Origin of the sequence: Rugamonas apoptosis (assembly GCF_014042355.1) — a bacterium.
Lineage (GTDB): Bacteria > Pseudomonadota > Gammaproteobacteria > Burkholderiales > Burkholderiaceae_D > Rugamonas > Rugamonas apoptosis.
The window spans coordinates 453,941-479,965 of sequence record NZ_JACEZU010000003.1 but is presented as its reverse complement, the minus strand read 5'-3'; the positions used below and the strand labels follow the sequence as shown (position 1 = coordinate 479,965).

The window sequence follows — 26,025 nt, the reverse complement described above, 5'->3', positions numbered from 1 at the left end:
TTAACAGTCATACCTAGTGGCGGCCACTTGTGGCCGTCCTAATCGATCATGGATGACTCTGCTCAGACTAGGCGGTACTCGGCAGACGCTTACGTAGCACCCGCCGTCTCCGACGCTTGTCGCCCCGGTTCCGTCGCTTATGTGCGTGAGCGGCTACGTTCCGCGCGCCACAGACGTCCTACTTCTACGGTTACCAGCGCCGGATGGAAAAGCGCCAGGCTGCGGAAGTGGCGCTGCGCAAGAAGTTCAAGCATCGGGTGTTGAACGACTTCGTGCTGGCCCAGGGCCGGGTACCGCCTGCGCTGCTGCGCAAGACGGTGATAACGGAATTCGTGGCGGCGCAAAGCAAGTAGGGCGCGCCGTCTCTTCACGCGCCATGCCGGCGTTTGGCCAAGTGTGGCGCGGATGAGTGCTAAACTTCGGCCTTCATCCTTAAGTACCAGAATCATGACAAACAAGAAACCGCCCCGCATCAGCGAGGTAACCGAAGCGCCCAAGGGCAACTCGAGCAATCCCTTCCTCGATGCCGAGTTCTACACCCGCATGCGCGACTACACCGAGCGCGACGCCGCCTTTTCGAAAGAGCTGAAGGCGATCGGCGAACGCGGCGCAGGCAAGAAGAGCACCGACGCGCGCCTTGCACCTTCGTTGTCCGTGCTGCGCACCGTCGTCAAGAAGGGCCTGGCCCTGCATGTCATGTTCGCGCGCATCGTGGACGGCGTCGAGTCAGGCCTATGGGAGCCATGGATGGCTGCCTACGGCATCGAGCTGCGCGGCGTGAACTATGCGAAGACGGGCGAGCGCAATGCCCGCATCGCGATCGACATCAGCCTGGCCGCGAAAGCGACCTCCGCCTTTGCCAATGCGGGCGTGCCGAACTGGCGCAGCCTGGTGGCCGAAGATGCTGCCCAAATCCAGATCGAAAAGCCCACCGAGAAAGAGCCGGCCAAGGCGTATGCCATCTTCTTCCTCGACGCTCCAGCTGGCTAACGCGGGGCCGCACGACTGGCCGAGGTCGGCCGACAGTAAGCGCTGCAGGCCAATCTATAACACCAGGGGAAGGAAATAAGCATGACCGTTGGAAAAAAACCGGACGCCGCGCGGCTGGACAAAATTGTGGCCGACGCACGACGCGCGGCCGACCAGCGCGAGCTAGGTTATCGCGAGCGCTCGTTGAAAATGTATCCGTGGGTGTGCGGGCGCTGCATGCGCGAATTCACGCATACCAATGTGTCGCAACTTACAGTGCACCATCGTGACCACAATCACGACAACAATCCGCCTGATGGCAGCAACTGGGAATTGCTGTGCCTTTACTGCCACGATAACGAACACTCGCGTTATCTTGAGGCCGACCGGGGACTTAGCCTGAAATCGGCCGAGGTCGCGCCGGCAACGCATAATCCGTTTGCCGCATTGGCCGGTCTGATGAAAAAGAAAGAATAAAGGCAGGAAGTGGTCAGTGTGATGGGCAGGGATTCTGCCGCCAATATGCGTACTTTGTCACGCCTGGCGAAGCGAGGCGTTGGCCACTGCCCGTCAATCAAATCAAATAGGCGCTACCGCACCGCCAGCGCAAGGCTGGCCGGGAAACGCGGCGCGCGCCGGTGCAAGGTGGCCTGCTCGAAAGCGTAGGCCATGCCGATCAGCTTCGCCTCGCTAAAGGCGGCGCCGACAAACGACAGGCCGACGGGCTGTCCGTACACCTGCCCGGCCGGCACCGTGATGTGAGGACAGCCGGCGACGGCGACAGGCGACGGGAAACCGGCGCCCGCCTGACCGCCGTTGATGCTATCAGTCCGCCACACCGGTCCGCCAGTAGGCGCCACCAGCGCATCGAGGCTGTGCTCGCGCATCAGCTGGGCGATACCCGCTTCCCGCGCATCACCCGCATTGGGCAATTCCGAGTCCACCAGAACGGCACCTTGCGCCTTCAGGTCCACCAGCGCTTTTTCGATCACCACATCGAGTTCAGCGTGATTGCCGAACAAGTTGCGGGCCACGCCGATGCGCGCGCCGCGCAGGCCGGCCTTGTCGAGCGCGGCCCGGTAGTCGGCGGCCTTGTCGCTGGCTGTTGTGGTGGCGGGATCATTGGCGTCCGTGCCGGCCATCGCGGCCAGCATCAGGGCCGCATCGGCCACGCTGCGCGCCATCGGCCCGGCCGTGTCCAGTGATGGATCAATGGGGGTGATGCCACTACGGCTCACCAGTCCCAGCGTGGGCTTGATGCCGACCATCCCGCAAATGGACGCCGGCGAAACGATGGAACCATCCGTCTCCGTGCCCACGGCCAGCGTGGCCAGGCCAGCCGCGATGGCCGCGCCGGAACCGGGGCTGGCGCCCACGACGGCATGGAGCGGCAACATATTGGCCCACGCGCGCGGATTGGTCTTGCCGATGATGACGGCGCCAGCCGCCCGCAACTGGGCCACGACGAACGCATCGCGCGCCGCGCGCGCATCGGCCGGCGCCGGCGTCCCCGCGTTGGCACTGGCGCCGGTGCTGGCATTGGTACTGCTGCTGGTGCGCATGCGGTCGCCAGTGGCGATATTGTCCTTCAACAGAACGGGGATACCGTGCAACGGACCGCGCAGGCGCTTGAGGCCACGTTCGCGATCCATCTCCAGCGCGATCTTCAGCGCCTCCGGATTGATCTCGACGATGGCGTTGACGCAGGGGCCGGCGTTGGCGATGGTCTTGATGCGGGCCAGATACTGCGACGTCAGCGAATGGGAAGTGAGCTTCCCCGCCTGCATCAGCTCCTGCTGTTCCCGCACGCCCGCATCAAGAATGCCGGCGGTACCGAACCTGGGCGCCGCGCGTACCGCGCGTTCACCCTCTGTCCATACATCGGCGCCGCTACCGGCCCGAACGAACTGCCTGCGATTCATACCATCCTCGTGAGTGCTGATTCCCTGGGGTCTACCATCTTTTACCGCACGCGTTAGCATAGCAGCGGAAAGTATTTCATTCCAGAAAAATTGCAGTTGAGAATAGAATATTTCTTAACGCTTTCACACAGAAATACGACACAGACGTAAAAAAAGCACGCCCGGCGGAACCGGGCGTGCTTTTCAGTGAAGCGGGCGGTACTTAGTTGCGGACCACGCGCTTGTACTCGTTGGTACGGGTGTCGATCTCGATCACGTCGTCCTGGCTCACGAACAGGGGAACCTGCACGATGTGGCGGTGCGCTTCGATCGCGTTTTCGATCTTGGCTTCTTTCAGGACGTTGCCCGAAGTGTTGCCCTTGACGGCAGGCTCCGAGTACACCACTTGACGGGCGATGGTGGTTGGCAGTTCAACCGAGATCGCTTTGCCATCGTAGAACACGGCTTCGCATTCCATACCGTCTTTCAGGTAGTGCAGCGCGTCGCCCAGGTTCTCTTCTTCGATTTCGTACTGGTTGTATTCGGCGTCCATGAACACGTACAGCGGATCAGCGAAGTACGAGTAGGTCACTGGCTTCTTGTCCAGCACCACGACGTCGAACTTGTCGTCGCCACGGAACACGTTTTCCAGCGGGCTGTTGGTCAGAAGATTCTTCATCTTCCACTTGTAGGTGAAGCCCGTGCGGCTCGAACCGTTGACATCCGAACGCAGCACGATCATAGGCTTGCTGTCGACCATAATGATATTGCCAACACGAATTTCTTTTGCAGGTTTCATAGGGATTGTACGTAAAAATTAAGTTGCATAAAAAATCAACTGCTGCCGATGGCAATGAAGCCGCTAGCCACGTTTGATCGGGTAAAAATGCGCTCTAAAGTAACCGGGCATTATACCCGATTTTCCTGCTTAACCGACTGAAGTACTCGGGAAAACTTCAGCAAATTCCCCGTCATATCACCGTTCTCAAGGATTTGTCGCTGCCAGTCGGCGGCACGGGTGGCGATGGCCGGCATTTCCACCTGCAGTGCGCTCCACAGGGGGGCACTGTGCTGGTCATCCGTACCGGCACCGTTCCAATACAGCGAGAAGGCTGACAGGCCATCCAGCCCGGCCGCGTACCGGTGCAGGAAAGCGCGCAATTTCTTGTGATGCAGGTTTTCCTCCTGCGGATAAATGTGCCAGACAAATGGCTTGCCGGCCCATTGCGCGCGCACGAAGGAATCCTCGCCGCGCACAAAATTGAGGTCACACGCCCATAGCAGCTTGTCGTACTCAGGCTGCGGTACGAAAGGCAGCACGCGCACCGTCAGCGCGCCACTGGTAGCGGCCGCGCCGGCCACCGCATCAACACCGAGGAAAGATCGCACCGCGTCGGTCGCCACACCCTCCGGTACCAGGCAGGTGACTGGCTCCGCGCCCTGCTCCCATGCCGCGAACAGCGCCGCCACAGGCGCGTGCGGGTAGCAGAACATCGACACTTTTCGCGCGGCGATTTCGGCAGCCGACAGGCCCAGTTGCGCGAGGAATGCCGCCATCGCGGCGGGATCAGCCTGGAACTGGCGGCGCCGCTCATCCAATGCCGCTTCCACCAGCAAGCCGCCGGTCTTGGCCGTGAAGCCAGGGAAGAAGAAATGCTTGGTCAGCGGCAGGCGCGGATGGGAGGACGGCAAGGTATGGCAGCCCTCCACCCATTCTTCCGCCGTCAAGCCTTCCAGGTTGAGCCATACGGGGCGCGGCTCGCATTGCACCATGGCGGCGATGTAGCCCTCAGGGATATCGCAGCCGAAAAATTCGATCACGATGTCGGCCACGTCGGCAGCCTCGAACTCGCCGTCCTGGCTGTGCCAGTGGCGTACCGTCACACCGCTTACCTGCTGCACTTCCGTATCGGTGCGCACCTCCGGGCAGATGCGGCGGAAGCTGTGCAGATTGTCCACCCACAGTTCGACGGCCACACCGTGCTCGTGCTGCAACTGCCGCGCCATGCGCCAGCAGATGCCCACGTCGCCGTAGTTATCGACCACCTTGCAGAAAATGGCCAGCGTGGTTGGGTGATCCTGGGCAGGCGCTTCCAACGAATCAGGCAAGGCCTCCGCCCAGGCGCGACTGTGCGGCGCAAGCAGGCAGGAAACCGGACCGGCCAGACATGCGCCCAGTGCCGCGTACCGCTCACCGGCGCCATTCCAGACCTGGAAGGCTTCGGCCAATATCGCGCTCGCATGCGTGGGCAGCGCCACGCCGTAACTACTGACAAAGGCCTGCGCGGCAGCATCAGTACCAGCAGCACCTGCACCTGCACCTGCACCTGCACCTGCAAGAGTACCAACACCCTCCTCCGCTTGCCAAATAAAGGGACGCGCCGCCAGCTGCGCACGCGCCAGTTGCGCGTCGCCGCGCACGAAGTTGAAATCGCAAGCCCACAGCAGATGGTCGTAAGCCTGCGCATCAAGTGCCGGCAGCACCTGCACGGTCAGTCCGCCGCGCGTGGCGCGCGCGCGCGCGCCCGCGACGGCGTCGGCCTGAAGAAACGCAGCCACCGCCTCGCGCGCCTCACCTTCAGGCACCAGGCACAGCGTGGGCGTGGCGGCGGCCTGCAATTGTGCGAACAGTTGCGGTACGGGCGCCGCGCAGTTGCAGCACAGTGAGATCCGGCGCGCGTAGGCCACGCGCAGCATGTCCACGCCAAGCCCGGCGAAGAAGGCGGCGCGAACGTGGGCATTGAAATGGAACGGCCAGCGCCGCGCGGCCAGCGCCGCAGTAGCGCCGACGCCGGTACCGGTTGGATTCAAATCGGAGGGAGAGGCCATCATCGGGCACCATCAACAAGCGCGTCCGCGATGGACGCAAAAAAAGCCGCATCAGGCGGCTTATTCGACCGTCTTCCGGCTTGCGGCCGGCGCGGTTATCTGGCGTCCCCAGGGGGATTCGAACCCCCGTACTCACCGTGAAAGGGTGATGTCCTAGGCCTCTAGACGATGGGGACAGAAATCTGTCCTTGGCCACTCGCGCGGCCAGACCTGCTGCAAAATCCTGGCGTCCCCAGGGGGATTCGAACCCCCGTACTCACCGTGAAAGGGTGATGTCCTAGGCCTCTAGACGATGGGGACTTTGCAGAACTTCTTCGAGTCTTGTTGCCCTCAAAAAAGCGTGCGCGAATCATAGCACAACGAACGCAACAGAATCAATAGCTTAGCGCGTAAATCACCCTGTTTTCACGGAAAGCATGGCCATTTGACAACAGTGACAAAATCACCCGCGGCACGGGCCACAACCCAACGCACACCCTGGATCACAATCCGAAAAAACGCAGACAACAAAAAAGCCGCACTAGGCGGCTTGATCATTCGAATCGGTGAAACTTGCAGCACGCGGTTGCCGGCTATGGCAGACAACTCGCAAAATCTGGCGTCCCCAGGGGGATTCGAACCCCCGTACTCACCGTGAAAGGGTGATGTCCTAGGCCTCTAGACGATGGGGACCTGAATTCGTATTTCTGCGCGATTGGTGGAGGTAAGCGGGATCGAACCGCTGACCTCTTGCATGCCATGCAAGCGCTCTCCCAGCTGAGCTATACCCCCCGGGCGCAGAAACTATTTACTACGTTTTACTACTCACTACTTTTACTACCACCAGCATCAGCTGGCGTCCCCAGGGGGATTCGAACCCCCGTACTCACCGTGAAAGGGTGATGTCCTAGGCCTCTAGACGATGGGGACCAGGAACTGCTAACAACTTAGACCCCATCATTTCCGCGCTTTGTGGTGGAGGTAAGCGGGATCGAACCGCTGACCTCTTGCATGCCATGCAAGCGCTCTCCCAGCTGAGCTATACCCCCTCTGGCGCAGAAATAATAAAAGCCGCCTTGGCGACTTTTGTTTTCACTACTTGTTGCTATCCAGCGCAAAGCCGAACGTCAAACAATCAGTACAAACAACGTCAATCTACATCTACTGCAACTACTGTACAACTTGGCGTCCCCAGGGGGATTCGAACCCCCGTACTCACCGTGAAAGGGTGATGTCCTAGGCCTCTAGACGATGGGGACCGCGAACAACCAATACTACTTCTTCAACACGATCAGAACCGACTACATTCTGATGCTGGTGGAGGTAAGCGGGATCGAACCGCTGACCTCTTGCATGCCATGCAAGCGCTCTCCCAGCTGAGCTATACCCCCGTGTGCTGCAGAAGCAAGATTATAGCAGGGTTGTCGTTCTATGCAAATACCCTTTTACAACCTTGCCTGTTTATTCTCAGAATCTTTAATGACTAAATTCAGAGAAATTTGGACAGGCGCGAGAGAATAACGTCTCGGCCGAAAATTTGCAAGACCGAATCGATGGCCGGCGTTTGTAATTGCCCCGTCACGATCAGGCGCAGCGGCATAGCCATCTGCGGCATCTTCAAACCATGGGCCGCCAACACTTCCTTCATCATGGCCGACAAGGCTTCCTTGGTCCACTCCACCGTCTTGCAACGTTCAGCGAATTGCGCCAGCGCCGGCTTCACCGCATCCGTCAGGTGCTGGGTCAGCAGCGCCGCATCAGGCTTGGGCTCGCGATAGAACAGCATGGCCGCATCAGCCAGCTCGTTGATGGTGTTGACGCGCTCCTTCATCAGGCCCAACACGACCGGCAGCGCGGGCGCGCCGTCGAAATTAGCGCCGTCATCGACCATGTGCGGCATGGCCAGGTCGGCCAGGCGCTGGTTGTCGGCCTGCTTGATATAGTGGTTGTTCAGCCAGGCCAGCTTTTCATTGTTGAACTGGGCGGCCGAGCGGGTCAGGTGATCGAGGTTGAACCACTCGCAGAACTGGTCCATCGAGAACACTTCATCGTCGCCGTGGCTCCAGCCCAGGCGCGCCAGGTAGTTCAGCATCGCTTCCGGCAGATAGCCCTGGGCCGGGTAATCCATCACACTGACGGCGCCATGGCGCTTGGACAGCTTCTCGCCGTCCGCGCCCAGGATCATCGGCAGGTGGCCATACAGTGGCAGCGGCGCGCCGATCGCGCGCAGGATGTTGATCTGGCGTGGCGTGTTGTTCACGTGGTCATCGCCGCGCAGCACGTGGGTGATGCCCATGTCCCAGTCATCCACCGCCACGCAGAAGTTATAGGTCGGCGTGCCATCCGGGCGTGCGATCACCAGGTCATCCATCTCCTTGTTGGAGATGGTGATGGTACCCTTCACCACGTCGTCCCACGTCACATCGCCATCGAGCGGATTCTTGAAACGCACCACGGGCTTGCGGTCAGCCGGAATGGCCGGCAGGGTCTTGCCCGGTTCCGGACGCCAGGTACCGTCGTAACGTGGCTTCTCGCCGGCGGCGCGCATGCGCTCGCGCATCGCTTCCACTTCGTCAGGCGATGAATAGCACAGGTAAGCGGTGCCCTCTTCCAGCATCTGCGCCACCACTTCACGATAACGGTCCATGCGCTGCATCTGGTAGAACGGGCCTTCATCGTGGTTCAGGCCCAGCCACTGCATGCCGTCGATGATGGCCTGCACGGCCGCCGGCGTGGAACGCTCCAGATCGGTGTCTTCGATGCGCAGCACGAAGGTGCCGCCGAAGTGACGGGCGAAGGCCCAGGAATACAGCGCCGTGCGGGCGCCGCCCAGGTGGAGATAGCCGGTTGGGCTGGGAGCGAAACGGGTACGGACTGGCTTGGCAGGTGCGGTGGTCATCGAAGTAAGAAGCTGGTGTGTAAAAGAAGCTATTTTACCGCGTTGCCGGGCGAGTGCGAACAGTCGGTGTCAGGTCTGTCATTCGGACAGTCGTCACGCATCTTTGATCTTTCTCAAGACGTACCTTCGGCCTTTCAAAGCGACCGAATTGGGAACAGCTACCATATGCGAGTCTCAACCCGTTTGATGGTACTCAATGGTGTTTTCTTTGTGTCCGATTGACAGACCTGACACCGAATGAGTGACACCGACTGTACATCCACGCCGCCACCCGGCGCACCACCGGAAATTACTTGACCGGGACTTCGCGCGCCGCCTTACGCCGCGACAGTACCCCCAGCAACCCCAAACCGGCCAGCAGCATGGCATAGCTTTCCGGTTCAGGCACGGGTGGCGTCGGGCCGGGCCCTGGACCGGGACCGGGCAGTGACGGCGTCAGCGTATCGATCATCATCGTCACGTTCAGCGCATCGTCGCGCGAGGCATACATAAAGCTGTTGTAGATCCCCATCAAGCCATAGTCGGCCGGCTTGATCTCACTCGGCAGACCAATCGAATTGAGGGCCACGTGACGGCTATCGATAAAGTCGATGCCAACTTCCTGTTGCAGGCCGGATTGGCCATTTTGCCGCCATGCCACGATGTGCACCGCGTCGATAAAACGGTTGTTCATGATTGAGATGACGGGCGTCTCGACCGCCGCGAAACGCACGCCGCCACCATTACCCACCTCATAGTTGACGCCGGCCATCGTGTTGGCATAGCCCGGACCACCGTACAGGGCCGATTCGGCGTCGGGCAAGGCCGGCGGCGCGGCGAGGAACTGGCCCAGCGTGGTGTCATAGAAGAAGTGGCCACGCACTTGATCGCCCCTACTGATCAGGCTGCCTGCATAGTTGGACGACGTGACGGCAACGCCCGGCCCGGGACCGGTCGGCGACGTGTGCGCATAATAGGTCATGTCGCCGACGGTCGCACTGAAGTCATAGGCAACGACGCTGGCATGGGCGAATGGCGCGCTGATCAATAACAACGCGGCGGCGCCGGCGGATTGGAGGGTGGGAAGCAGATGCATGGGAGGCCTTGTCGTCTGGATGTGGGCAGGATGTACTGCGGCGCAATACGTGACAAATCATCATTTCAATATGCATAACATTTTAGTGCACCAACGTTGCCAAAATCAAATGCCAAAACAATAATTTCACAGCTGCTCGCGAAGTTGGCTGACGGACAGGGGCCGGCCAAGGCACGGCACGGCACGGAACGGCACACGGCAAGGCAAGGCAAGGCAAGGCATGTTCTTTGCGTCAACGATTGCAATTGGACGGGACTGGCGGGCCAAGAAGGCATCACTTTTTAGTCACTTTGACGTCCGCAATCCATAAGCCAGTCTGTAAATGCCGTCGTACGCACGGAATCCTGCTGCCTTCCCACGGCATAGGAGTACGTCCCCGACTTGATCCGCTCGGGTACCAGCGACACGAGGGTGCGCGCTTCCAGCATTGCTGACACGAAGACCTCCGGCACGACAAGCACGCCCAGACCTTGCAGGGCGGCCTGGATCGACAACACAGTATTGTCGTATTCCATCGTAGGCTCCAGGCGCCCCGCAATCCCTTGCGCTGCTTGCCATTTAGGCCATAAGTCAGTCCTGGAACGCATGCCAATGCGGGGTACGCTATGTATCCAGCCCTCGCCTCGGGCCTCATGCGACGTCAGGCTGGCCATGAACGCTGGCGCACCGACGAGGACCGACCGTTCAACCATGAATGTGTGCTGCGGTAAACCGCGCAGTTCGGCTTCCTCCCTACGGATAAATATATCAACTGGCGCTGCGGGATTGATGGGACCGTCCGTCGTTCGCACCTGAACTTGGATATCCGGGTAACGTTCGTTAAACCGCCGCAGCAGAGGGATCAGCCAATGCATCGCCAGCGTCACGCTGGTATCGACAATGACAGTAGCATGCCTCGCCGTGGCATTTTTCCCATCCAATGCTTCACTGATGACCGTCATCTCATTGGCGACCCGCGCGTACAGTCGCGCACCGGCGGGCGTTGGCGTCGCCAGACTGCCCGCCAAGCGGTCAAACAGCACCTCTTTCAAATACGCTTCCAGCAGTTGGATTTGCTTGCTGACCGCACCTGGTGTGACGTGCAGCGCCTGCGCGGCCTGACGAAAGCCGCCATGACTGACGACCATACAGAAGGTGTGTAGCGCGTTGAGAGGAGGACGAATTGTCATGATGTCGGTGTTGAGATTTTCTCAACACATAATAAAGATAATTCGTTTGGCTGTCAGTATGAATCGTTCGCATACTTCCCCCATCTTGGTACTGCATACATGCATGGAGGAGGAATCTTGAAGCTATACCCGTTGTTCTTGATGATGGCGACCATCACGGTATTGACCCCTGGCCCCGGCGTCGTGATGACGCTGACGAACACATTGCGCTACGGCCTGCGACGTGCATTGGGTGGCATCCTCGGTATCGCGGCGGGGGCATTGGTGGTTGCGGGCCTGTCCGCGACCGGCCTGGGTATTCTGCTTTCCACGTCCGCAACCGCATTCACCGCGATGAAACTGCTTGGTGCGGCGTATTTACTCTACCTTGGCATACGCCTGTGGCGCTCACCCGCCTTCCACTTCACGGCGCGCGAGAGCGGCAACGCCCGCTTCGCGCGCTTCTTTGCGGAAGGACTCTCTCTGCAGTTGACCAACCCGAAGGCGATCTTCTTTTTCCTGTCTGTGCTGCCGCAGTTCATCGACGCGCACGTCAGCTTTGCCAGCCAATTTTTGATTCTGGTGCTGACCTATAGCGGTCTGGTCGTGGCTATCCACTGCCTATATGGTGTCCTGGCGCAGCGTGCGGAGACTTGGCTTACATCGGAACGTGGCGGGAAAATCATCAGCAAAACGGGCGCGATCACGTTCATGCTGTTCAGCGTAGGACTGGCGAGTACATCGAGGTAGCGGACGACATCGACGCGCTCGAAAGCGCTGCCGATGCCGGCCCTGCAGCCTAGGTCAGGCCGTCGATATAACGGCCTGATAAGGAGTGGCGCACCGTGCGCGGCACGTTGCGCCGGTTGGCATCACTTCACAGTGACTTTGATGCTGTTGCTCAGTTCCGGCCCATACGACTGGTGCGCGCCGTTGGCGAATTGCAGGGTCAGCGTGTAGCTGCCGGGCGGCAGTTTCACTTCCGTTTCCGTCTGGCCCTTGCCGAAGTGCAGATGGCTTTCATCGAACGGCACCGATTCGCCGGCCTTGATGGCATCCGCGTTGATCAGCAGATGGTGGTGGCCCGTGTTGGCGCTCATGTCGCCGGCCGGTTTCACATCCATGCCATCGACGCCGAACTTGACCTTGAACGGGCTGCTGACGGTGGCGCCATCAACAGGTTCGACGATCTTGACCGATTGCGCTTCGGCTTGGGCGCCGGCCGCCATGCCGGCCATCAGGACCACGGCCGCCGCCAGGCGGCTCATCATGCTTGCAGCAATTTTCATTATGGTGTGTCTCCAGGTTAAACCACGGGGTGCAACAACGGCAGCATCAGTCGTTCTTGATCACGATGCTGGGGAACTTGCTGGTCATGTCCTTGGCCTTCTCGGACACCTGCACCGCGATCTTGCGGGCGATATCCTTGTAGATGGCTGCCACCGGGCCATCAGGTTCGGCCACCACGGTGGGCTTGCCGGAATCGGTCTGCTCGCGGATCGCCATGGTCAGCGGCAAGGCACCCAGGAACTCCACGCCGAAGTCCTTGCACATCTTGGCGCCGCCGCCGGAACCGAAAATTTCCTCCGCATGGCCGCAGTTGGAGCAGATATGGGTGCTCATGTTTTCCACGATGCCCAGGATGGGGATGCCCACCTTCTCGAACATCTTCAAGCCCTTGCGCGCGTCCAGCAGCGCGATGTCCTGCGGCGTGGTGACGATCACGGCGCCCGTCACCGGCACCTTCTGCGACAGTGTGAGCTGGATATCGCCGGTACCCGGCGGCATGTCGACGATCAGGTAATCAAGGTCGCGCCAGTTGGTCTGTTCCAGCAGTTGCTGCAGGGCCTGCGTGACCATTGGGCCGCGCCACACCATCGGTTCGTCCGGATCGATCATGAAGCCGATCGACGACACCTGCAGGCCGTAATTCTCCAGCGGCTCCATGGTCTTGCCGTCGCGCGTCTCGGGGCGGCCGTTCACGCCCAGCATCATGGGCTGCGATGGGCCGTAGATATCCGCATCCAGCACGCCAACGGACGCGCCCTCGGCGGCCAGTGCCAGCGCCAGGTTGACGGCCGTGGTCGATTTACCCACCCCGCCCTTGCCCGAAGCGACGGCGATGATGTTCTTCACGCTGGGCAGCAGCTTCAGGCCGCGCTGCACCGTGTGCGAGATGATCTTCGACTGCACGTTGACCGTCACGGCGCCCGCGCCGGGCAGCGCCCGCAGCGCGTCAGCCACGCTGGCGCGGATCGCGTCGTGCTGGCTTTTGGCCGGGTAGCCCAGTTCGATATCGACCGCAATGGCGCCGCCATCGACCTTCAGGTTCTTCACGGCCTTGCCGCTGACGAAGTCCTTCGTTGTATTCGGGTCTACCACTTTTGACAATGCCGCTTTGACGTCTTCTACTGTGATGCTCATGAAAATCTCCGTAAGTGATGCAGCAGTCTAGCGCAAAATAGCCGAAATTACAGGATTGCCCCTGCCCCAAAAGTGCGCATTCCTCACTTCCGCTGTTAAAATGCTTCTTTTATCCACCCACAAAGTGCATCAATCATGACCCGCAAGCTGTTCGTCACCACTGCCCTGCCTTATGCCAACGCCGCCTTCCACATCGGTCACATGATGGAATACATCCAGGCCGACATCTGGGTGCGCTACCAGCGAATGCAGCGCGACGGCGATGCCCAGCGCGAAGTGCACTTTGTCGGCGCCGACGATACCCACGGCACGCCGATCATGATCGCCGCCGAAAAGGAAGGCATCACGCCGCAGGAATTCGTGGCCAAGATCGCCGCCGGCCGCGCCCAGTACCTGGACGGCTTCCACATCGCCTTCGATAACTGGTATTCCACCGATTCGCCGGAAAACGTGGAACTGTCGCAGGGCATCTACCGCAAGCTGCGCGACACGGGCCTGATCTCGACCAAGGTGGTGGACCGCTTCTTCGACCCCGTCAAGGGCATGTTCCTGGCCGACCGCAACATCAAGGGCGAGTGCCCCAAGTGCGGCGCCAAGGACCAATATGGCGACAACTGCGAAGTGTGCGGCGCGGCCTACCAGCCGACCGAACTGGTGAACCCGTTCTCCGTGTTCACCGGCTCCACGCCGATACTCAAGCCTTCCGAACAGTATTTCTTCAAGCTGTCCGACCCGCGCTGCTTCCAGTTCCTGCGCGACTGGCTCAACACGCCGGGCCGCTTGCAGCCTGAAATGGTCAACAAGGTCAGCGAGTGGCTGGGCGAGGCCGGCGAAAAGCTGGCCGACTGGGACATCTCGCGCGACGCGCCCTACTTCGGCATCCCGATTCCAGACGCACCGGGCAAATTCTTCTACGTGTGGCTGGATGCGCCGGTCGGCTACCTGGCCAGCCTGAAGAACTACTGCGAGAAAAAGGGCATGGACTTCAACGCCCTGCTCAACGACCCGGCCACGGAACAGATCCACTTCATCGGCAAGGACATCGTCTCCTTCCACCTGCTGTTCTGGCCCGCCATGCTCAAGTTCGCCGACCACCCCGTGATCGACAAGCTGAAAGTGAACGTGCACGGCCACCTGACGGTCAACAACGAAAAAATGTCCAAGTCGCGCGGCACCGGCATTTCGCCGCTGCGCTACCTGAACCTGGGCATGAATCCGGAATGGCTGCGCTACTACATCGCCTTCAAGCTCAATTCGAAAGTGGAAGACCTGGACTTCACGGGTGAGGACTTCGTGGCCCGCGTGAACAGCGACTTGATCGGCAAGTACGTCAACATCGCCTCGCGCTGCGCCGGCTTCATCACCAAGAAGTTCGACGGCAAACTGGCGTCGTCGCTGTCCGACAACGCGCAAGCGTGGATCAAGCGCGCCCTGGTCACCGACGCCGGCGCCGAGCGCCAGGCCAGCATCGCCGCCCACTTCGAGGCGCGCGAGTTCGGCAAGGCCCTGCGCGAGATCATGGAAGTGGCCGACATCACCAACCAGTACGTGGACGATAACAAGCCGTGGGTACTGGCCAAGGATGAGGCCAAACTGGCCGAGTTGCACGATGTGTGCACCACCGCCCTGATCCTGTTCCGCCAGCTGACCATCATGCTGTCGCCGGTCCTGCCGGGCGTGGCCGCCAACGTCCGGAAGTTCCTCAACGATGCGCAGCTGGTGTGGGCTGACACCGAAGTGTCGACCGGCGCCGTATGGAACACCATGCTGGGCCGCACCATCGGCGCCTACGACCACCTGATGAAGCGTGTCGAGCCGAAGATGATCGACGACCTGTTCGACGCCCCCGCACCAGCGGCGGCCGGCGCCGTCGCCGCCGCGAAGCCTGAGAAGGCGGCCAAGGCCAAGGCGGCGCCTGCGGTCGCCGTCACCGAAACCGGCATCGAAGTGATCGCGCCGGAAATCTCGGTCGACGATTTCTTCAAGGTCGACCTGCGCATCGCCAAGATCGTCAATTGCGAACACGTGGAAGGCTCGGACAAGCTGCTGCGCCTGACGCTGGACGCGGGTGAAGGCCGCATGCGCAACGTCTTCTCCGGCATCAAATCCATGTATCAGCCGGAAGACCTGATCGGCAAGCTGACCGTGCTGGTCGCCAACCTGGCGCCGCGCAAGATGAAGTTCGGCATCTCCGAAGGCATGGTGATGGCGGCGTCGGCGGTCGATGAGAAAGCCAATCCCGGCATCTACATCCTCAACCCATGGCCGGGCGCTACGCCGGGCATGCGCATCAGCTAATGACAAGGATCAAGGCGGCCGCATGAACATCCTGGTGCGCGAGGCGACGGCAGAAGATGCAAAACTGATCGCCGAGCTCACGCGCGCCGCGTGGGCCGGCAAGGTCAACGTCACTTCCAGCGGCCACCGCGAAACCGCCGTACTCGTCGCGCAACACCTGCGCGACGGCGGCGGTTTTGTTTTATTGGTGGACGAAGAACCGGTCGGTTCCGCGCGCTGGCTGCCGCTCGACGCGGAGCCCGATGTGTGGGAAGTGGCGCGCATGGGTGTGCTGCCCGGCCACCGTGGCCATCACCTGTCGCAGCATTTGCTGGAAGCGGTGATCCATCACGCACTGGCCGCTGGCGTGGATGAAGTACGGCTGGCCGTGCGCAGCGACCAGCCCAAGCTGATCGACTTCTACACGGCCTTCGAATTCGAGCTGGCCGAAGAGCTGGAATACTCGCACGCCAACCCGCTGGAACCCGCCCCGGTGGTCATGCGCCGCCTGCTGCGGCGCTAAAGCAAATTGGGGACGTCACACATTCCGGGCTTTACCGGCGTGCGTGACGTCCCCATGTTGGACATTGCCTTACGTTGGGGCGGGCGTCCTGCTTATTTACTGGCGCTCAGGCATTTCTTCATGAAGGCCTTGCGCTCATCACCTTTCATCGGGCCGGCGTCGGCGTTGCAGGTCTTCATTTTGCTCTGCTGGGTCACAGGCGCGGCCGGCTTGGCGCTCAGGCACTCCTTCATGAAGGCCTTGCGCTCATCGCCCTTCTTGCCGGTGGCGTCGGCGTTGCAAGTGGTCATCTTGTTCTGCTGGGCCGTCTTGGCGGCAGGGGCGGCCTCAGGCGCGGCGGCGAAGGCGGCGGTCGATACCAGGGCGGCGACACATACGGCAATCATTTTTTTCATAAAAATCCTCGTTATTTGAATTGAATTAAAGTTATCACAGCACCCGCCACGCGGCGCACAGGGCGCCACGCGGTCATCCCAAGAATTTCCCGGCCAGCATGCTCAAGCCCTGGGACAGCAAATTGCCTTCCGGCATCTGGCCACCCGGGCTCAGCTGGTCTATCAACTGCGGCAACAATTGCGCCAGCCCGCTGGCCGCATGCTGCGGTTCCACGCCCGCCTGCTGCGCCACCTGCGCCAGGTGACCCGCGCCCAGCGCATCGGCCAACTGGCTGGCCGAGACGGGCAGGTTATCCCCCGTTCCCACCCACGACGCCACCTGGTCGCCCAGGCCGCTGGCCTTGAGTTGCTCCAGCAACGCGGGCACCCCGCCCGCATTATTGATCATGGTCATCACACCGTCCATCAGGCCGCCCTGCGACGCGCCATCCTGGCCTTGCCCACCGGCCGCGGCCGCGACCTGTCCCACCAGCTGATCCAGCAATCCCATCATATTCTCCCGAATGTGCGCTACGCGGAAAGTGAGCAATAGGCCGCCCCATCAAATGAGCGGCAACTTTGCAAACGGCAAGCAATCCAGACGGCATGCCATCCAAACTGCAAGCAATCTTATGTTACTGCAAATATCAGAGCGCGCAATACCCATTTTCTATTGTGGCAAGCCCGTGCGCCGCTGGTAGGGAAATTGCGTTAGATTGGGCAGGTCGCGCCCGCCCCTTCCCTTGAGGAGAAAGTCGATGTCCCTGACACTGTACTATCACCCGCTGGCATCTTACTGCCATAAGGTGCTGATCGCGCTGTACGAGAACGGCACGCCGTTCGAGAAGCGCCTGATCGACCTGGGCCAGGCGGACGACCGGGCCACGCTGGCCGCGGCCTGGCCGCCAGTCCGCTTTCCCGTGCTGCGCGACCATACGCGCCAGCGCGACGTGCCGGAGTCCACCATCATCATCGAATACCTGGACCACCACTTCCCCGGCCACCGCCCGCTGATCCCCACCGACTGGGACGACGCGCTCGACGTGCGGCTGTGGGAGCGCTTCTTCGACGATTATGTGCAAGACCCCATGCAACGCATCGTGGCCGACCGCCTGTACCACACCCAAGCCGACCTGGCGCCCCAGCGCACCATGCTGGGCACGGCCTACGGCATGTTGGAGCGACGGCTGGGATCGCGCACCTGGGTGGCCGGACCAGGTTTCAGCATGGCCGACTGCGCGGCGGCGCCGGCCCTGTTCTACGCCAGCACGCTGGTGACGATCCCGCCCGACCACCATCACCTGCACGCCTATTTCACGCGTCTCATGGACCGCCCCTCCGTGCGCCGGGTGCTGGAGGAAGCCAAGCCGTATTTCCGGTTCTACCCGTTCCAGGAAGCGATCCCGCAGCGTTTCCGCTGACGTTACACCGCTGACGTTCCATCGGTGATAGGACTGCCCTAGCGGCGCGACGAGACGACGATGCCGCCCACGATCAACGCGAACGCCGCCACGTGATAACCGTGCGGCGCCTCGCCCAGGAAGGCGGACGACAGCACCGCCGCGAACAGGGGCGTGAGGTTGACAAAGAACGCCCCAATGGCCGGCCCCGCCTCGCGCACGCCTTCGCCCCAGCAGCGGAACGCGATCACGGCCGGGCACACGGCCACATACAGCAAGGCCGCCACCAGCATCCAGCTCCATTGCACGGGCGCGCTGCCCAGCGCCCATTCGCCGGCCGCGAACGCGCCCGACCACACGGTGCCGAACGCCACCTGCGCCAGCAGGAAACTGGCCCAGTTGGCGCGCAGATCGGCCGGCTCATGCGCGCGCGTGAGCAGCCAGCTGTAGAGCGACCAGGCGATGCTGGCCAGGATCATGAACAGGTCGCCCGCCACCAGCCGCAGCGCCAGCAAGTGCGCCCACTCGCCACGGGCCAGCACCAGCAGCACGCCGGCGATCGACAGCACGGCCCCGGCCACCTGGCGCCGCGTGACGCGCGCGCCAAAACACAGCCAGCCGGTCAGCATCATCCACACCGGCATGCCCGACGCCACCAGCGTCACGTTGATGGGGGTGGAGGTTTGCAGCGCCAGGTATTGCAGCGCGTTGTACATGCCGATCCCCAGCAAGCCCAGCACGGCGAAGCGGCGCCAGTGCGGCCACAGGCTGCTGCCGCGCCGGAAGATGGGGCCGGCCAGCGGCAGCAGGATGGCGAAGGCGATCAGCCAGCGCAGGAAATTGAGCAGGATGGGCGGCACCATCTCATGCACCAGGCGCCCGACGATGGCGTTTCCCGCCCACAGCAGGGGCGGTATGGTCAACAACAGGGCGGTCCGGGGCGTGAGGCGATGGGTCATGCGGGCTATCCGAAAAGGTCAATCTGACAAGCTTGAACCCTTGAGCATAACCGATCCCGCACGATCGCGCCGGGACACCCGCCGCCCCTGGCTTGTACCGGCGCCGCCACAACGGCCCCGTAATCGTCGTCCAGCACAGCAATTGAAGGTAGAATAAAAGTTCAGTCTTTCATAACATTGCATGTGGCCGCTCCCAGGACGCGCCGCCACCGCCCGCCGGACGAAAGGAATTGCCATGCGCTCCACCCTGTCCGCCCTGGCGGCGCCCTTACTGCTGTGCCTGCCCGCGCTGTGCCAGGCGCAGCAAACGGGGGTGCAGGTCTACGGCATCCTCGACATTTTCGCCGGCAATTCCAACACGAGCGGCAGCGTGGCGACCAGGGCCATCAACAATGGCGGCATGACCACGTCCTACTACGGCTTCGGCGGCAGCGAGGAACTGGGACGGGGGCTGAAGACGGTGTTCGCGCTGGAAGGCGTGGTCCGGCTCGACACGGGCGAATCGGGCCGCTTCCCCAACGATCCCCTGTTTTCGCGCGCCGCCTATGTGGGCTTGAGCGGCGACTTCGGCACCGTCAAGCTGGGCCGGGTGCCCAATCCCCTGTTCCAGGCCTCGGCCGCCCTCAATCCCTACGCCTTCTCGACCCGCTTCTCGCCCCTCATGACCCAGTTATGGAGCGCGCCCTACGGCAGCGCCGTCACGGGTGACACAGGCTGGAGCAACGCCCTGCACTACACTTCACCCACCTTGGGCGGCGTCACGCTGGTGGGCCAGTATGCGCCCGGTGAAAACCCGGCCACGGCCAGCCACAACGCGGCCGCCGTGCTGCGCTACGAGATCGGCCCCCTGTTGCTGGTGGCCGGCGGCCAGCGGGTCGAAGCCGGACTGGGCATCACCCCCGCCGCACCGCGCCAGGATACGTGGCTGACGGGCGTGGCCTACGACCTGCGCGCCGTCAAGCTGTACGCCAGCTACGACCGCAACCGGACCGACCTCACGGGCCGCCGCACCCGCACCGCGCAACTGGGCTTGCAAGTGCCGGCCGGCGCCGGCCGCTACCTGTTGTCGTGGGCCCGCTCGCGCGAAGACGGGCTGAACCGGCCTGAATTCCGGCGCGACACGGCCACCGCCGGCTACGACTACAGCCTGTCGGTGCGCACCGACATTTACGCCGTGTTCGTGTACGACAAGCTGAGCACAGCCAGCGACGGCAACACGACGGCGCTGGGCATACGCCACAAATTCTAGACGCCCGGGCCTAAACTTGCCCAACCGCATCGATAGAATTACCGCCCCTGGCGCCGGGCGCGGTAAAATACGCGCTGCTGACTCACCCAACTAGCTAATATGAAACTCACTAAACAACACCAGTTGTACGAATCCGACCACACCCTGTTCATCAAGGCGCTGAAAGCCAAGAACCCCGACATGGAAAAAGGCCAGCAGGAAGGCCGTGCCCGTCTGTGGGACCAGGCGCCCGTGTCGCTGGACGAGCAGCAACGCCAGCTGGCTTCGGCCGTCAAACAGCAGGCTTACGTCTACCAGAACAAACTCTAAGCACGCCGGGCGGGCACCATGTTGCCAGAGGACACGGCGAGCGCCGGCGCGCTGACGCCGGACGGGGACGCCGCGCTCGCTGTGGCTGAACCGTTGGCCGAGGCGCTGGCCGCCACGGCAGCGGCGGCCGCTGACGCAACTGGCGCCGACGGCGCCCCGGCCCAGGCCGAGGGTGCCGCTTTGGCGCGTCTGTATGGCGAACCGCTGTTGCGCCTGCCGACCGACCTCTACATTCCGCCGGACGCGCTGGAAATCTTCCTGGAAGCGTTCGAAGGCCCGCTGGACTTGCTGCTGTACCTGATCCGCAAGCAGAATTTCAATATCCTCGACATCCCGATGGCGCAGGTCACCCTGCAATACCTGAAATATGTCGACCAGATCCGCCTGTCCAACCTGGAACTGGCGGCCGAATACCTGCTGATGGCGGCCATGCTGATCGAGATCAAGTCGCGCATGCTGCTGCCGCAGAGGAAGGCCGAGCTCGAGGACGAGGCCGGCGACCCGCGTGCCGAACTGGTGCGCCGCCTGCTCGAATACGAACAGATCAAGCTGGCCGCCTACGACCTCAACACCATCCCGCAGGTGGGACGCGATTTCGTGCGTACCCAGATCTTCATCGAACAAAGCCTGGTGCCGACCTGGCCCGAAGTGGCCGCCGTCGACTTGCAGCAAGCGTGGCTGGACGTGCTCAAGCGCGCCAAGCTGACCCAGCACCACAAGATCAGCCGCGAGGAACTGTCCGTGCGCGAACACATGACGGGCATCTTGCGCAAGCTGCAAAGCGCCCGCTTCATCGAGTTCGCGGACCTGTTCGACCTCGCCGGCGGCGTGCCGGTGGTGGTGGTCAACTTCGTCGCCCTGCTGGAACTGGCCAAGGAAACCCTGATCGAAATCACCCAGGCCGAACCGTTCGCGCCCATTTACGTCCGGCTGGCCTACTCGCCCGCCTGACGGCAGCCCACCGCATTCACTTAACGCCCATCGCAACCTAGCCATGAAAATCATCTCCTCCATCGAAGAATTGCGCGACCAACTGAGCGGCCAGCTGCGCACCGCGTTCGTCCCCACCATGGGCAACCTGCACGAAGGCCATCTGTCGCTGATGCGGCTGGCGCGCAAGCACGGCGACCCCGTGGTGGCGTCCATCTTCGTCAACCGCCTGCAGTTCGGCCCCAACGAAGACTTCGAGAAATACCCGCGCACCTTCCAGGCCGACGTGGAAAAGCTGGAAAAGGAAGGCGTCTACGTGCTGTTCGCGCCCACGGAAAAAGACTTGTACCCGGAACCGCAGGAATTCCGCGTGCGCCCGCCGGACGACCTGGGCAACACGCTGGAAGGGGAATTCCGCCCCGGCTTCTTCACCGGCGTGACGACGGTGGTGATGAAGCTGTTCGCCTGCGTGCAGCCGCGCGTGGCCGTGTTCGGCAAGAAGGATTACCAGCAGCTCATGATCATCCGCAACATGGCGCGCCAGTTCGCGCTGCCGACGGAAATCATCGCGGCCGAAACCTACCGCGCCGACGACGGCCTGGCGCTGTCCTCGCGCAATATGTATTTGTCGGAAGCGGAGCGGGCCGAAGCCCCTGCCCTGTTCCAGAGCCTGAACTTCGTGGCCAACGAAATGCGTGCCGGCCACCTGGACATCTTCCAGCTGGAACACAAGGCCATGGAAGAGCTGGCCAAGCGGGGCTGGAACCCGGACTACATCTCGATCCGCAAGCGCATCGATCTGCAACCGCCGAGCGCCGGCGACCTGGCGCAAGGCACGCCGCTGGTGGTGCTGGCCGCGGCCAAGCTGGGCGGCACCCGTTTGATCGACAACCTGGAAATCTGACGCGGACCACATCCCCACAAAAAAACCAGCCTCGGCTGGTTTTTTTACGCCCCGTCGTCCAGCCAAATGAGGGACGTAACTCAATTCCAAATCGGGACGTAACTCATTTTCGCCGCCCCCCCCTCCATCGACCGGACGCGCCATCTCAGCGCAGTATCAACATCTATTCATCGGGACAATGCTAGCCTCGTGCAAAACGACTATCGAGTACCATCATGCCCCGCCATGCTCGCGTCATCCTCGCCAATGTCCCTATCCACCTGATACAGCGTGGCCACAACCGACAGGCCTGCTTCTTTTCCGACAAAGATTGCGACAACTATCTGGCATGGTTGCAAACGCATGCGGAGGAGGCCGAGTGCACGATCCATGCCTATGCACTGATGTGCAACCACGTACATCTGCTTTTATCCGCCTCGAACCCAACGGCTCTGGCTGCCATGATGAAAACGCAAAATCAACGCTACGTCCGCTACATCAACAAGACATATCGGCGAACAGGTACATTATGGGAAGGCCGGTTTCGCTCCTGCCTGACGCAGGAAGACACCTACTTCTTCACGTGTCAGCGGTACATAGAACTAAACCCCGTGCGGGCAAGCATCGTCGCGCATCCGGCCGACTATCGCTGGTCAAGCTACCGCGCCAATGCCGAGGGTGAGCCTAGTTCACTGGTGAGGCCACATCCGCTGTATATTGCGTTGGGCAAGGACGACGCGGAACGGCAAGAAGCCTATCGGGGGTTGTTCACAGACGTCTTGCGGCCTGAACTCGTGGAGCAGATCCGGCGCGCCACCAGCGGCAATTACGCGCTCGGCAACGTTCAGTTCATTGAGCAGTTAAACAGGACACTCGGCCGCGCGGTAACCCCAGGTAAGCGCGGGCGCCGGCCAAACCCGTAAAAACGAGTTACGTCCCAAATTCTGCCAAATTCTGGAATTGAGTTACGTCCCGAATTATCTAAAACCGAGTTACGTCCCAAATTGGGGAATTGAGTTACGTCCCGAATTATCTTACGCGCCGGCGCAAGTCAGCCGGCCAGGTTCTGGGCCCAGGCCAGGGCCGACAGGTGGGCCTTGTTCACGTCCAGCGGCGTCAGGTTGAGCGACGCGGCCAGCGATGCCACCAGCGCGGAATTGAGTTCGCACGCTTCGGCCAGCGCCAGGTAGGGGCCGTACTTGCCGCCGCGCGTGAGCAGCGCGGCCACCACGTCGTCCGACAGCTGGATCGCTTCCAGCACTTCCTGCATGGGGATGCCCAGCAGCCGGTCCAGCAGCGAGAACATGCCGGCCACGAAGATGTTTTCCGCTTCGCTCTTGCCCAGCGCCGCTTGCCCCAGCAGCTCGGCCACGCGGCCACGCACCACGGCCGTTTCCAGCAGCACCGGCGAATAGCCGCTGGTGCTGGCCGTGGCCAACAGCAAGGTGAGCCAGCGGTACAGCGGCGTGTAACCGAGCAGGGCCAATGCCTGGCGCAGCGATTGCACTTCACGCCCGGCGCCGAAACCGGCGGAGTTGATGAAACGCAGCAGCTTGTAGGAGAGCGTGGCGTCGCGCTTGAGCACCGCTTCGATCTGTTGAATGTCCGCTTCCTGCTTCACCATCTGCATCAGTTGCATGATGATGGTCTGGGCCGGGTTCATGCCCTTGGCGTCGCTGCCGGGACGGGGCGTCAGGTGCAGCTTGCCGACGAAGGCGTCCAGCCCCAGCGCGGCGCAGGCGTCGAAGTCGGCCCAAGTGGTCACGGGCCGGCCGACCATGCGCACCGTCGATTGCTTGAGCAGCGCGTAGCTGCGCGCCTGGGATGCCACGTCGGCGCCCGAGAAGCGTACTTCCACGTAGGAGGCGATGGTGGGCAGGCGGTTGCCGATGCGGGCCAGGTCGGCGTCGCGCAGCAGGATGCCGACACCGCCGGCGCGTAAGGCTTGCACCGCTTGTAACGTATTGGGATTGGCCAGCTCGCTGGTCTTGATCGACAGGACCGTATGTTCGGGCGGCATGTTGTACAAGGCGTCGGTCGACAACATGGCCGGCACGGCTTGCAGGAACAGGATCTTGTCGCGCAGCCGCCAGCCGCCGTCCTCGTCGTTGACCTGGCTGGCGACGAAGCCGACCAGCTCTTCCAGGTCCTGCGCGGTGAACGGATCGAGCGACGACTGTTGCCACGTCAACTCATAGCCGACCACCCGCTGCTTGGGGTCGAGCAAGGGCTCACGGACTAGGAAATTGGTTTGATGCATGGTGATGTTCCAGGAAGGCCCACTCAGGCCCTCCCCATCTCATCAGGCCCCGAGTTTCTCGAAGATCTTGTTGAGCTTTTCATCCAGCGTGGCGGCCGTGAATGGCTTGACCACATAACCATTGGCGCCAGCCTGGGCCGCCGCAATGATGTTTTCCTTCTTCGCTTCGGCAGTCACCATCAGCACCGGCAGCTTGGCCAGCGCGGGATCGGCACGGATGTTTTGCAACATGGTCAAGCCGTCCATGTTGGGCATGTTCCAGTCCGACACCACGAAGTCGAACGATTCGGCACGCAACTTGGCCAGCGCCATCACGCCGTCTTCAGCCTCGTCGACGTTGGCATAACCCAGTTCTTTCAACAGATTCCGGACGATACGGCGCATCGTCGAAAAATCGTCTACTACTAAAAATTTCATCTTTGGATCAGCCATGAATTACTCCGTTGATTCTCTTACGCGGTTGTTAATAGTGACTACAATTGCCAGCAAGTTGTAGGATAGCATTTTCGTTGCTTGAAGGCGAACAAAGTCGCAGTAAAACGTCATCCTTCCACGGATTACACGCGCAAAGCGCGCATGCCGTGGGTCGCCAGGTAACCGAGCACCATGCCAGGCAAGGCCTGCAGCGCGCCCACCTCGTGCGCGGCGCCGATGGCGATGGCTTCGCGCGGCATGCCGAACACCACACAACTGGCTTCGTCCTGCGCAAAATTATACGCGCCAGCCGTCTTCATCTCCAGCATGCCGGCCGCGCCATCCTTGCCCATGCCCGTCAAAATCACGCCCACCGCGTTCTTGCCCGCGCACTGGGCGGCCGAGCGGAACAACACGTCCACCGAAGGACGGTGGCGGTTGACCGGTTCGCTCTGTTCGATCTTGGTCATGTAGTTGGCGCCGCTGCGGGTCAGCAGCAGGTGCGAATGGCCGGGGGCGATGTAGGCGTGGCCGGGCAGCACGCGCTCATTGCCAGCCGCCTCCATCACGGAGATCTTGCACAGCGAATCGAGCCGCTTGGCGAACGAGCGGGTAAACCCTTCCGGCATGTGCTGGGTGATCAGGATGCCGGGGCAGTCGGACGGCATCTGCATCAGGAATTCGCGGATCGCTTCCGTACCACCGGTGGAGGCGCCGATGATGATCAGCTTTTCCGACGAGGTGAGCGGATTGCGCAATTGGGGCAGCGGCGCATGGCCATCCGCGCCAGGCTGCGGCAGGGTGCGCGCCCGTACCCGGGCCTTGGAGGCGGCCCGGATCTTGTCCGTGATCAGCTCCGTGTATTCGCGCATGCCGGCCTGGATGGAAATCTTGGGCTTGGTGACAAAATCGACCGCGCCCAGTTCCAGCGCCCGCATGGTGATCTCGGAGCCCCGCTCCGTCAGCGACGACACCATCACCACCGGCATCGGCCGCAGCCGCATCAGCTTTTCCAGGAAATCGAGGCCGTCCATCTTCGGCATTTCCACGTCCAGGGTCAGGACGTCGGGATTGGTCTGCTTGATCAACTCGCGCGCCACCAGGGGATCGGGGGCCGTCGCCACCACTTCCATGTCGGGCTGGCTGTTGATAATTTCCGTCATGACGCTGCGGATCAGCGCGGAGTCATCGACGATCAGGACTTTGATCTTCATACAGGTCTT

General features: G+C 61.8%; 26 protein-coding genes, 8 tRNA genes and 1 pseudogene. 12 read left to right on the top strand and 23 right to left on the bottom strand.

Features of this window, described 5'->3' with window-relative positions:
- Window positions 1-203: 203 nt before the first annotated feature.
- The 3 genes from H3H39_RS08800 (at window position 204) to H3H39_RS08790 (ending at window position 1,446) form a co-directional block, all read left to right on the top strand.
- Window positions 204-353 (top strand): hypothetical protein, encoded by a 150-nt coding sequence (locus tag H3H39_RS08800; RefSeq protein ID WP_182152969.1) that lies wholly within the window; start codon window positions 204-206, stop codon window positions 351-353.
- Between the two features lie 94 nt (window positions 354-447).
- Window positions 448-990 (top strand): hypothetical protein, encoded by a 543-nt coding sequence (locus tag H3H39_RS08795; RefSeq protein ID WP_229217930.1) that lies wholly within the window; start codon window positions 448-450, stop codon window positions 988-990.
- Between the two features lie 81 nt (window positions 991-1,071).
- On the top strand, window positions 1,072-1,446 hold the full coding sequence (locus H3H39_RS08790; protein ID WP_182152968.1) for a YajD family HNH nuclease: 375 nt from the start codon (window positions 1,072-1,074) through the stop codon (window positions 1,444-1,446).
- A 113-nt stretch (window positions 1,447-1,559) separates the two neighbouring features.
- On the opposite strand, the gene H3H39_RS08785 is transcribed toward H3H39_RS08790, so the two are convergent.
- From H3H39_RS08785 to H3H39_RS08720, 15 genes and pseudogenes are all read right to left on the bottom strand, one after another.
- A complete protein-coding gene (locus H3H39_RS08785) occupies window positions 1,560-2,891 on the bottom strand; it encodes an amidase family protein (RefSeq protein WP_182152967.1) in 1,332 nt (443 codons plus the stop codon).
- A gap of 202 nt (window positions 2,892-3,093) precedes the next feature.
- The gene (locus H3H39_RS08780; RefSeq protein WP_182152966.1) at window positions 3,094-3,669 is read right to left on the bottom strand and encodes an elongation factor P; all 576 of its coding nucleotides are present in this window, start codon (window positions 3,667-3,669) and stop codon (window positions 3,094-3,096) included.
- Between the two features lie 110 nt (window positions 3,670-3,779).
- Complete coding sequence (earP, locus tag H3H39_RS27810; protein ID WP_375540417.1) at window positions 3,780-4,877, bottom strand: elongation factor P maturation arginine rhamnosyltransferase EarP; 1,098 nt, start codon at window positions 4,875-4,877, stop codon at window positions 3,780-3,782.
- A gap of 363 nt (window positions 4,878-5,240) precedes the next feature.
- A pseudogene (earP, locus tag H3H39_RS27805) lies at window positions 5,241-5,699 on the bottom strand (elongation factor P maturation arginine rhamnosyltransferase EarP); the annotation flags it as partial.
- 100 nt (window positions 5,700-5,799) lie between these two features.
- Window positions 5,800-5,875: transfer RNA gene (locus tag H3H39_RS08770), tRNA-Glu, on the bottom strand.
- Window positions 5,876-5,923: 48 nt separating this feature from the next.
- Window positions 5,924-5,999: transfer RNA gene (locus tag H3H39_RS08765), tRNA-Glu, on the bottom strand.
- 296 nt (window positions 6,000-6,295) lie between these two features.
- A tRNA-Glu gene (locus H3H39_RS08760) sits at window positions 6,296-6,371 on the bottom strand.
- 23 nt (window positions 6,372-6,394) lie between these two features.
- Window positions 6,395-6,470: transfer RNA gene (locus H3H39_RS08755), tRNA-Ala, on the bottom strand.
- Window positions 6,471-6,532: 62 nt separating this feature from the next.
- Window positions 6,533-6,608: transfer RNA gene (locus H3H39_RS08750), tRNA-Glu, on the bottom strand.
- 43 nt (window positions 6,609-6,651) lie between these two features.
- Window positions 6,652-6,727: transfer RNA gene (locus tag H3H39_RS08745), tRNA-Ala, on the bottom strand.
- Between the two features lie 134 nt (window positions 6,728-6,861).
- Window positions 6,862-6,937 (bottom strand) — tRNA-Glu (locus H3H39_RS08740).
- A gap of 56 nt (window positions 6,938-6,993) precedes the next feature.
- Window positions 6,994-7,069 (bottom strand) — tRNA-Ala (locus H3H39_RS08735).
- 98 nt (window positions 7,070-7,167) lie between these two features.
- Complete coding sequence (gltX, locus tag H3H39_RS08730; protein WP_182152964.1) at window positions 7,168-8,577, bottom strand: glutamate--tRNA ligase; 1,410 nt, start codon at window positions 8,575-8,577, stop codon at window positions 7,168-7,170.
- A 289-nt stretch (window positions 8,578-8,866) separates the two neighbouring features.
- Window positions 8,867-9,652, bottom strand: a complete 786-nt coding sequence (locus H3H39_RS27800; RefSeq protein WP_182152963.1) for a PEP-CTERM sorting domain-containing protein — start codon at window positions 9,650-9,652, stop codon at window positions 8,867-8,869.
- Between the two features lie 281 nt (window positions 9,653-9,933).
- A complete protein-coding gene (locus H3H39_RS08720) occupies window positions 9,934-10,821 on the bottom strand; it encodes a LysR substrate-binding domain-containing protein (protein WP_182152962.1) in 888 nt (295 codons plus the stop codon).
- Window positions 10,822-10,938: 117 nt separating this feature from the next.
- Here H3H39_RS08720 and H3H39_RS08715 point away from each other — a divergent pair, with 117 nt between their 5' ends.
- Complete coding sequence (locus H3H39_RS08715; RefSeq protein ID WP_182152961.1) at window positions 10,939-11,550, top strand: LysE family translocator; 612 nt, start codon at window positions 10,939-10,941, stop codon at window positions 11,548-11,550.
- A 122-nt stretch (window positions 11,551-11,672) separates the two neighbouring features.
- Here H3H39_RS08715 and H3H39_RS08710 read toward each other — a convergent pair whose 3' ends face one another.
- Window positions 11,673-12,089, bottom strand: a complete 417-nt coding sequence (locus tag H3H39_RS08710) for a DUF4399 domain-containing protein (protein ID WP_375540412.1) — start codon at window positions 12,087-12,089, stop codon at window positions 11,673-11,675.
- Between the two features lie 46 nt (window positions 12,090-12,135).
- On the bottom strand, window positions 12,136-13,224 hold the full coding sequence (apbC, locus tag H3H39_RS08705; protein ID WP_182152960.1) for an iron-sulfur cluster carrier protein ApbC: 1,089 nt from the start codon (window positions 13,222-13,224) through the stop codon (window positions 12,136-12,138).
- Between the two features lie 135 nt (window positions 13,225-13,359).
- On the opposite strand from apbC, the gene metG reads away from it, so the two are divergent.
- Together metG and H3H39_RS08695 are read left to right on the top strand one after the other, a co-directional pair.
- Complete coding sequence (metG, locus tag H3H39_RS08700) at window positions 13,360-15,522, top strand: methionine--tRNA ligase (RefSeq protein ID WP_182152959.1); 2,163 nt, start codon at window positions 13,360-13,362, stop codon at window positions 15,520-15,522.
- Window positions 15,523-15,544: 22 nt separating this feature from the next.
- Entirely contained in the window at window positions 15,545-16,024 is a 480-nt protein-coding gene (locus H3H39_RS08695) for a GNAT family N-acetyltransferase (RefSeq protein WP_182152958.1), read from the top strand.
- A 92-nt stretch (window positions 16,025-16,116) separates the two neighbouring features.
- Here H3H39_RS08695 and H3H39_RS08690 read toward each other — a convergent pair whose 3' ends face one another.
- Both H3H39_RS08690 and H3H39_RS08685 read right to left on the bottom strand, forming a co-directional pair.
- On the bottom strand, window positions 16,117-16,419 hold the full coding sequence (locus tag H3H39_RS08690) for a PsiF family protein (protein WP_182152957.1): 303 nt from the start codon (window positions 16,417-16,419) through the stop codon (window positions 16,117-16,119).
- 73 nt (window positions 16,420-16,492) lie between these two features.
- Complete coding sequence (locus H3H39_RS08685) at window positions 16,493-16,912, bottom strand: YidB family protein (protein WP_229217929.1); 420 nt, start codon at window positions 16,910-16,912, stop codon at window positions 16,493-16,495.
- Window positions 16,913-17,156: 244 nt separating this feature from the next.
- Here H3H39_RS08685 and H3H39_RS08680 point away from each other — a divergent pair, with 244 nt between their 5' ends.
- Window positions 17,157-17,819 (top strand): glutathione S-transferase family protein, encoded by a 663-nt coding sequence (locus H3H39_RS08680; RefSeq protein WP_182152956.1) that lies wholly within the window; start codon window positions 17,157-17,159, stop codon window positions 17,817-17,819.
- Between the two features lie 38 nt (window positions 17,820-17,857).
- On the opposite strand, the gene H3H39_RS08675 is transcribed toward H3H39_RS08680, so the two are convergent.
- Window positions 17,858-18,757, bottom strand: coding sequence for a DMT family transporter (locus H3H39_RS08675; RefSeq protein ID WP_182152955.1), 900 nt, complete (start codon window positions 18,755-18,757; stop codon window positions 17,858-17,860).
- Between the two features lie 235 nt (window positions 18,758-18,992).
- Here H3H39_RS08675 and H3H39_RS08670 point away from each other — a divergent pair, with 235 nt between their 5' ends.
- The 5 genes from H3H39_RS08670 to H3H39_RS08650 all read left to right on the top strand — a co-directional run bounded on the left by H3H39_RS08670 (window position 18,993) and on the right by H3H39_RS08650 (window position 23,051).
- On the top strand, window positions 18,993-20,006 hold the full coding sequence (locus H3H39_RS08670) for a porin (RefSeq protein ID WP_182152954.1): 1,014 nt from the start codon (window positions 18,993-18,995) through the stop codon (window positions 20,004-20,006).
- 99 nt (window positions 20,007-20,105) lie between these two features.
- A complete protein-coding gene (locus H3H39_RS08665; RefSeq protein ID WP_182152953.1) occupies window positions 20,106-20,315 on the top strand; it encodes a DUF3460 family protein in 210 nt (69 codons plus the stop codon).
- Between the two features lie 18 nt (window positions 20,316-20,333).
- A complete protein-coding gene (locus tag H3H39_RS08660) occupies window positions 20,334-21,266 on the top strand; it encodes a segregation and condensation protein A (protein ID WP_182152952.1) in 933 nt (310 codons plus the stop codon).
- A gap of 43 nt (window positions 21,267-21,309) precedes the next feature.
- A complete protein-coding gene (gene panC / locus H3H39_RS08655; protein ID WP_182152951.1) occupies window positions 21,310-22,149 on the top strand; it encodes a pantoate--beta-alanine ligase in 840 nt (279 codons plus the stop codon).
- A 215-nt stretch (window positions 22,150-22,364) separates the two neighbouring features.
- Window positions 22,365-23,051 (top strand): transposase, encoded by a 687-nt coding sequence (locus H3H39_RS08650; protein ID WP_182152950.1) that lies wholly within the window; start codon window positions 22,365-22,367, stop codon window positions 23,049-23,051.
- 128 nt (window positions 23,052-23,179) lie between these two features.
- Here H3H39_RS08650 and H3H39_RS08645 read toward each other — a convergent pair whose 3' ends face one another.
- The 3 genes from H3H39_RS08645 to H3H39_RS08635 form a co-directional block, all read right to left on the bottom strand.
- Entirely contained in the window at window positions 23,180-24,388 is a 1,209-nt protein-coding gene (locus H3H39_RS08645; protein ID WP_182152949.1) for an EAL and HDOD domain-containing protein, read from the bottom strand.
- Window positions 24,389-24,430: 42 nt separating this feature from the next.
- Entirely contained in the window at window positions 24,431-24,820 is a 390-nt protein-coding gene (cheY, locus tag H3H39_RS08640) for a chemotaxis response regulator CheY (protein ID WP_008450066.1), read from the bottom strand.
- A 125-nt stretch (window positions 24,821-24,945) separates the two neighbouring features.
- Window positions 24,946-26,016 (bottom strand): protein-glutamate methylesterase/protein-glutamine glutaminase, encoded by a 1,071-nt coding sequence (locus H3H39_RS08635; RefSeq protein ID WP_182152948.1) that lies wholly within the window; start codon window positions 26,014-26,016, stop codon window positions 24,946-24,948.
- Window positions 26,017-26,025: the final 9 nt, after the last annotated feature.

Coding starts and splice junctions, on each gene's coding strand:
- H3H39_RS08800 (WP_182152969.1), top strand. CDS start 204: ATGGAAAAGCGCCAGGCTGCGGAAGTGGCGCTGCGCAAGAAGTTCAAG.
- H3H39_RS08795 (WP_229217930.1), top strand. CDS start 448: ATGACAAACAAGAAACCGCCCCGCATCAGCGAGGTAACCGAAGCGCCC.
- H3H39_RS08790 (WP_182152968.1), top strand. CDS start 1,072: ATGACCGTTGGAAAAAAACCGGACGCCGCGCGGCTGGACAAAATTGTG.
- H3H39_RS08785 (WP_182152967.1), bottom strand. CDS start 2,891: ATGAATCGCAGGCAGTTCGTTCGGGCCGGTAGCGGCGCCGATGTATGG.
- H3H39_RS08780 (WP_182152966.1), bottom strand. CDS start 3,669: ATGAAACCTGCAAAAGAAATTCGTGTTGGCAATATCATTATGGTCGAC.
- earP (WP_375540417.1), bottom strand. CDS start 4,877: ATGGCGCGGCAGTTGCAGCACGAGCACGGTGTGGCCGTCGAACTGTGG.
- gltX (WP_182152964.1), bottom strand. CDS start 8,577: ATGACCACCGCACCTGCCAAGCCAGTCCGTACCCGTTTCGCTCCCAGC.
- H3H39_RS27800 (WP_182152963.1), bottom strand. CDS start 9,652: ATGCATCTGCTTCCCACCCTCCAATCCGCCGGCGCCGCCGCGTTGTTA.
- H3H39_RS08720 (WP_182152962.1), bottom strand. CDS start 10,821: ATGACAATTCGTCCTCCTCTCAACGCGCTACACACCTTCTGTATGGTC.
- H3H39_RS08710 (WP_375540412.1), bottom strand. CDS start 12,089: ATGAAAATTGCTGCAAGCATGATGAGCCGCCTGGCGGCGGCCGTGGTC.
- apbC (WP_182152960.1), bottom strand. CDS start 13,224: ATGAGCATCACAGTAGAAGACGTCAAAGCGGCATTGTCAAAAGTGGTA.
- metG (WP_182152959.1), top strand. CDS start 13,360: ATGACCCGCAAGCTGTTCGTCACCACTGCCCTGCCTTATGCCAACGCC.
- H3H39_RS08695 (WP_182152958.1), top strand. CDS start 15,545: ATGAACATCCTGGTGCGCGAGGCGACGGCAGAAGATGCAAAACTGATC.
- H3H39_RS08690 (WP_182152957.1), bottom strand. CDS start 16,419: ATGAAAAAAATGATTGCCGTATGTGTCGCCGCCCTGGTATCGACCGCC.
- H3H39_RS08685 (WP_229217929.1), bottom strand. CDS start 16,912: ATGATGGGATTGCTGGATCAGCTGGTGGGACAGGTCGCGGCCGCGGCC.
- H3H39_RS08680 (WP_182152956.1), top strand. CDS start 17,157: ATGTCCCTGACACTGTACTATCACCCGCTGGCATCTTACTGCCATAAG.
- H3H39_RS08675 (WP_182152955.1), bottom strand. CDS start 18,757: ATGACCCATCGCCTCACGCCCCGGACCGCCCTGTTGTTGACCATACCG.
- H3H39_RS08670 (WP_182152954.1), top strand. CDS start 18,993: ATGCGCTCCACCCTGTCCGCCCTGGCGGCGCCCTTACTGCTGTGCCTG.
- H3H39_RS08665 (WP_182152953.1), top strand. CDS start 20,106: ATGAAACTCACTAAACAACACCAGTTGTACGAATCCGACCACACCCTG.
- H3H39_RS08660 (WP_182152952.1), top strand. CDS start 20,334: ATGTTGCCAGAGGACACGGCGAGCGCCGGCGCGCTGACGCCGGACGGG.
- panC (WP_182152951.1), top strand. CDS start 21,310: ATGAAAATCATCTCCTCCATCGAAGAATTGCGCGACCAACTGAGCGGC.
- H3H39_RS08650 (WP_182152950.1), top strand. CDS start 22,365: ATGCCCCGCCATGCTCGCGTCATCCTCGCCAATGTCCCTATCCACCTG.
- H3H39_RS08645 (WP_182152949.1), bottom strand. CDS start 24,388: ATGCATCAAACCAATTTCCTAGTCCGTGAGCCCTTGCTCGACCCCAAG.
- cheY (WP_008450066.1), bottom strand. CDS start 24,820: ATGGCTGATCCAAAGATGAAATTTTTAGTAGTAGACGATTTTTCGACG.
- H3H39_RS08635 (WP_182152948.1), bottom strand. CDS start 26,016: ATGAAGATCAAAGTCCTGATCGTCGATGACTCCGCGCTGATCCGCAGC.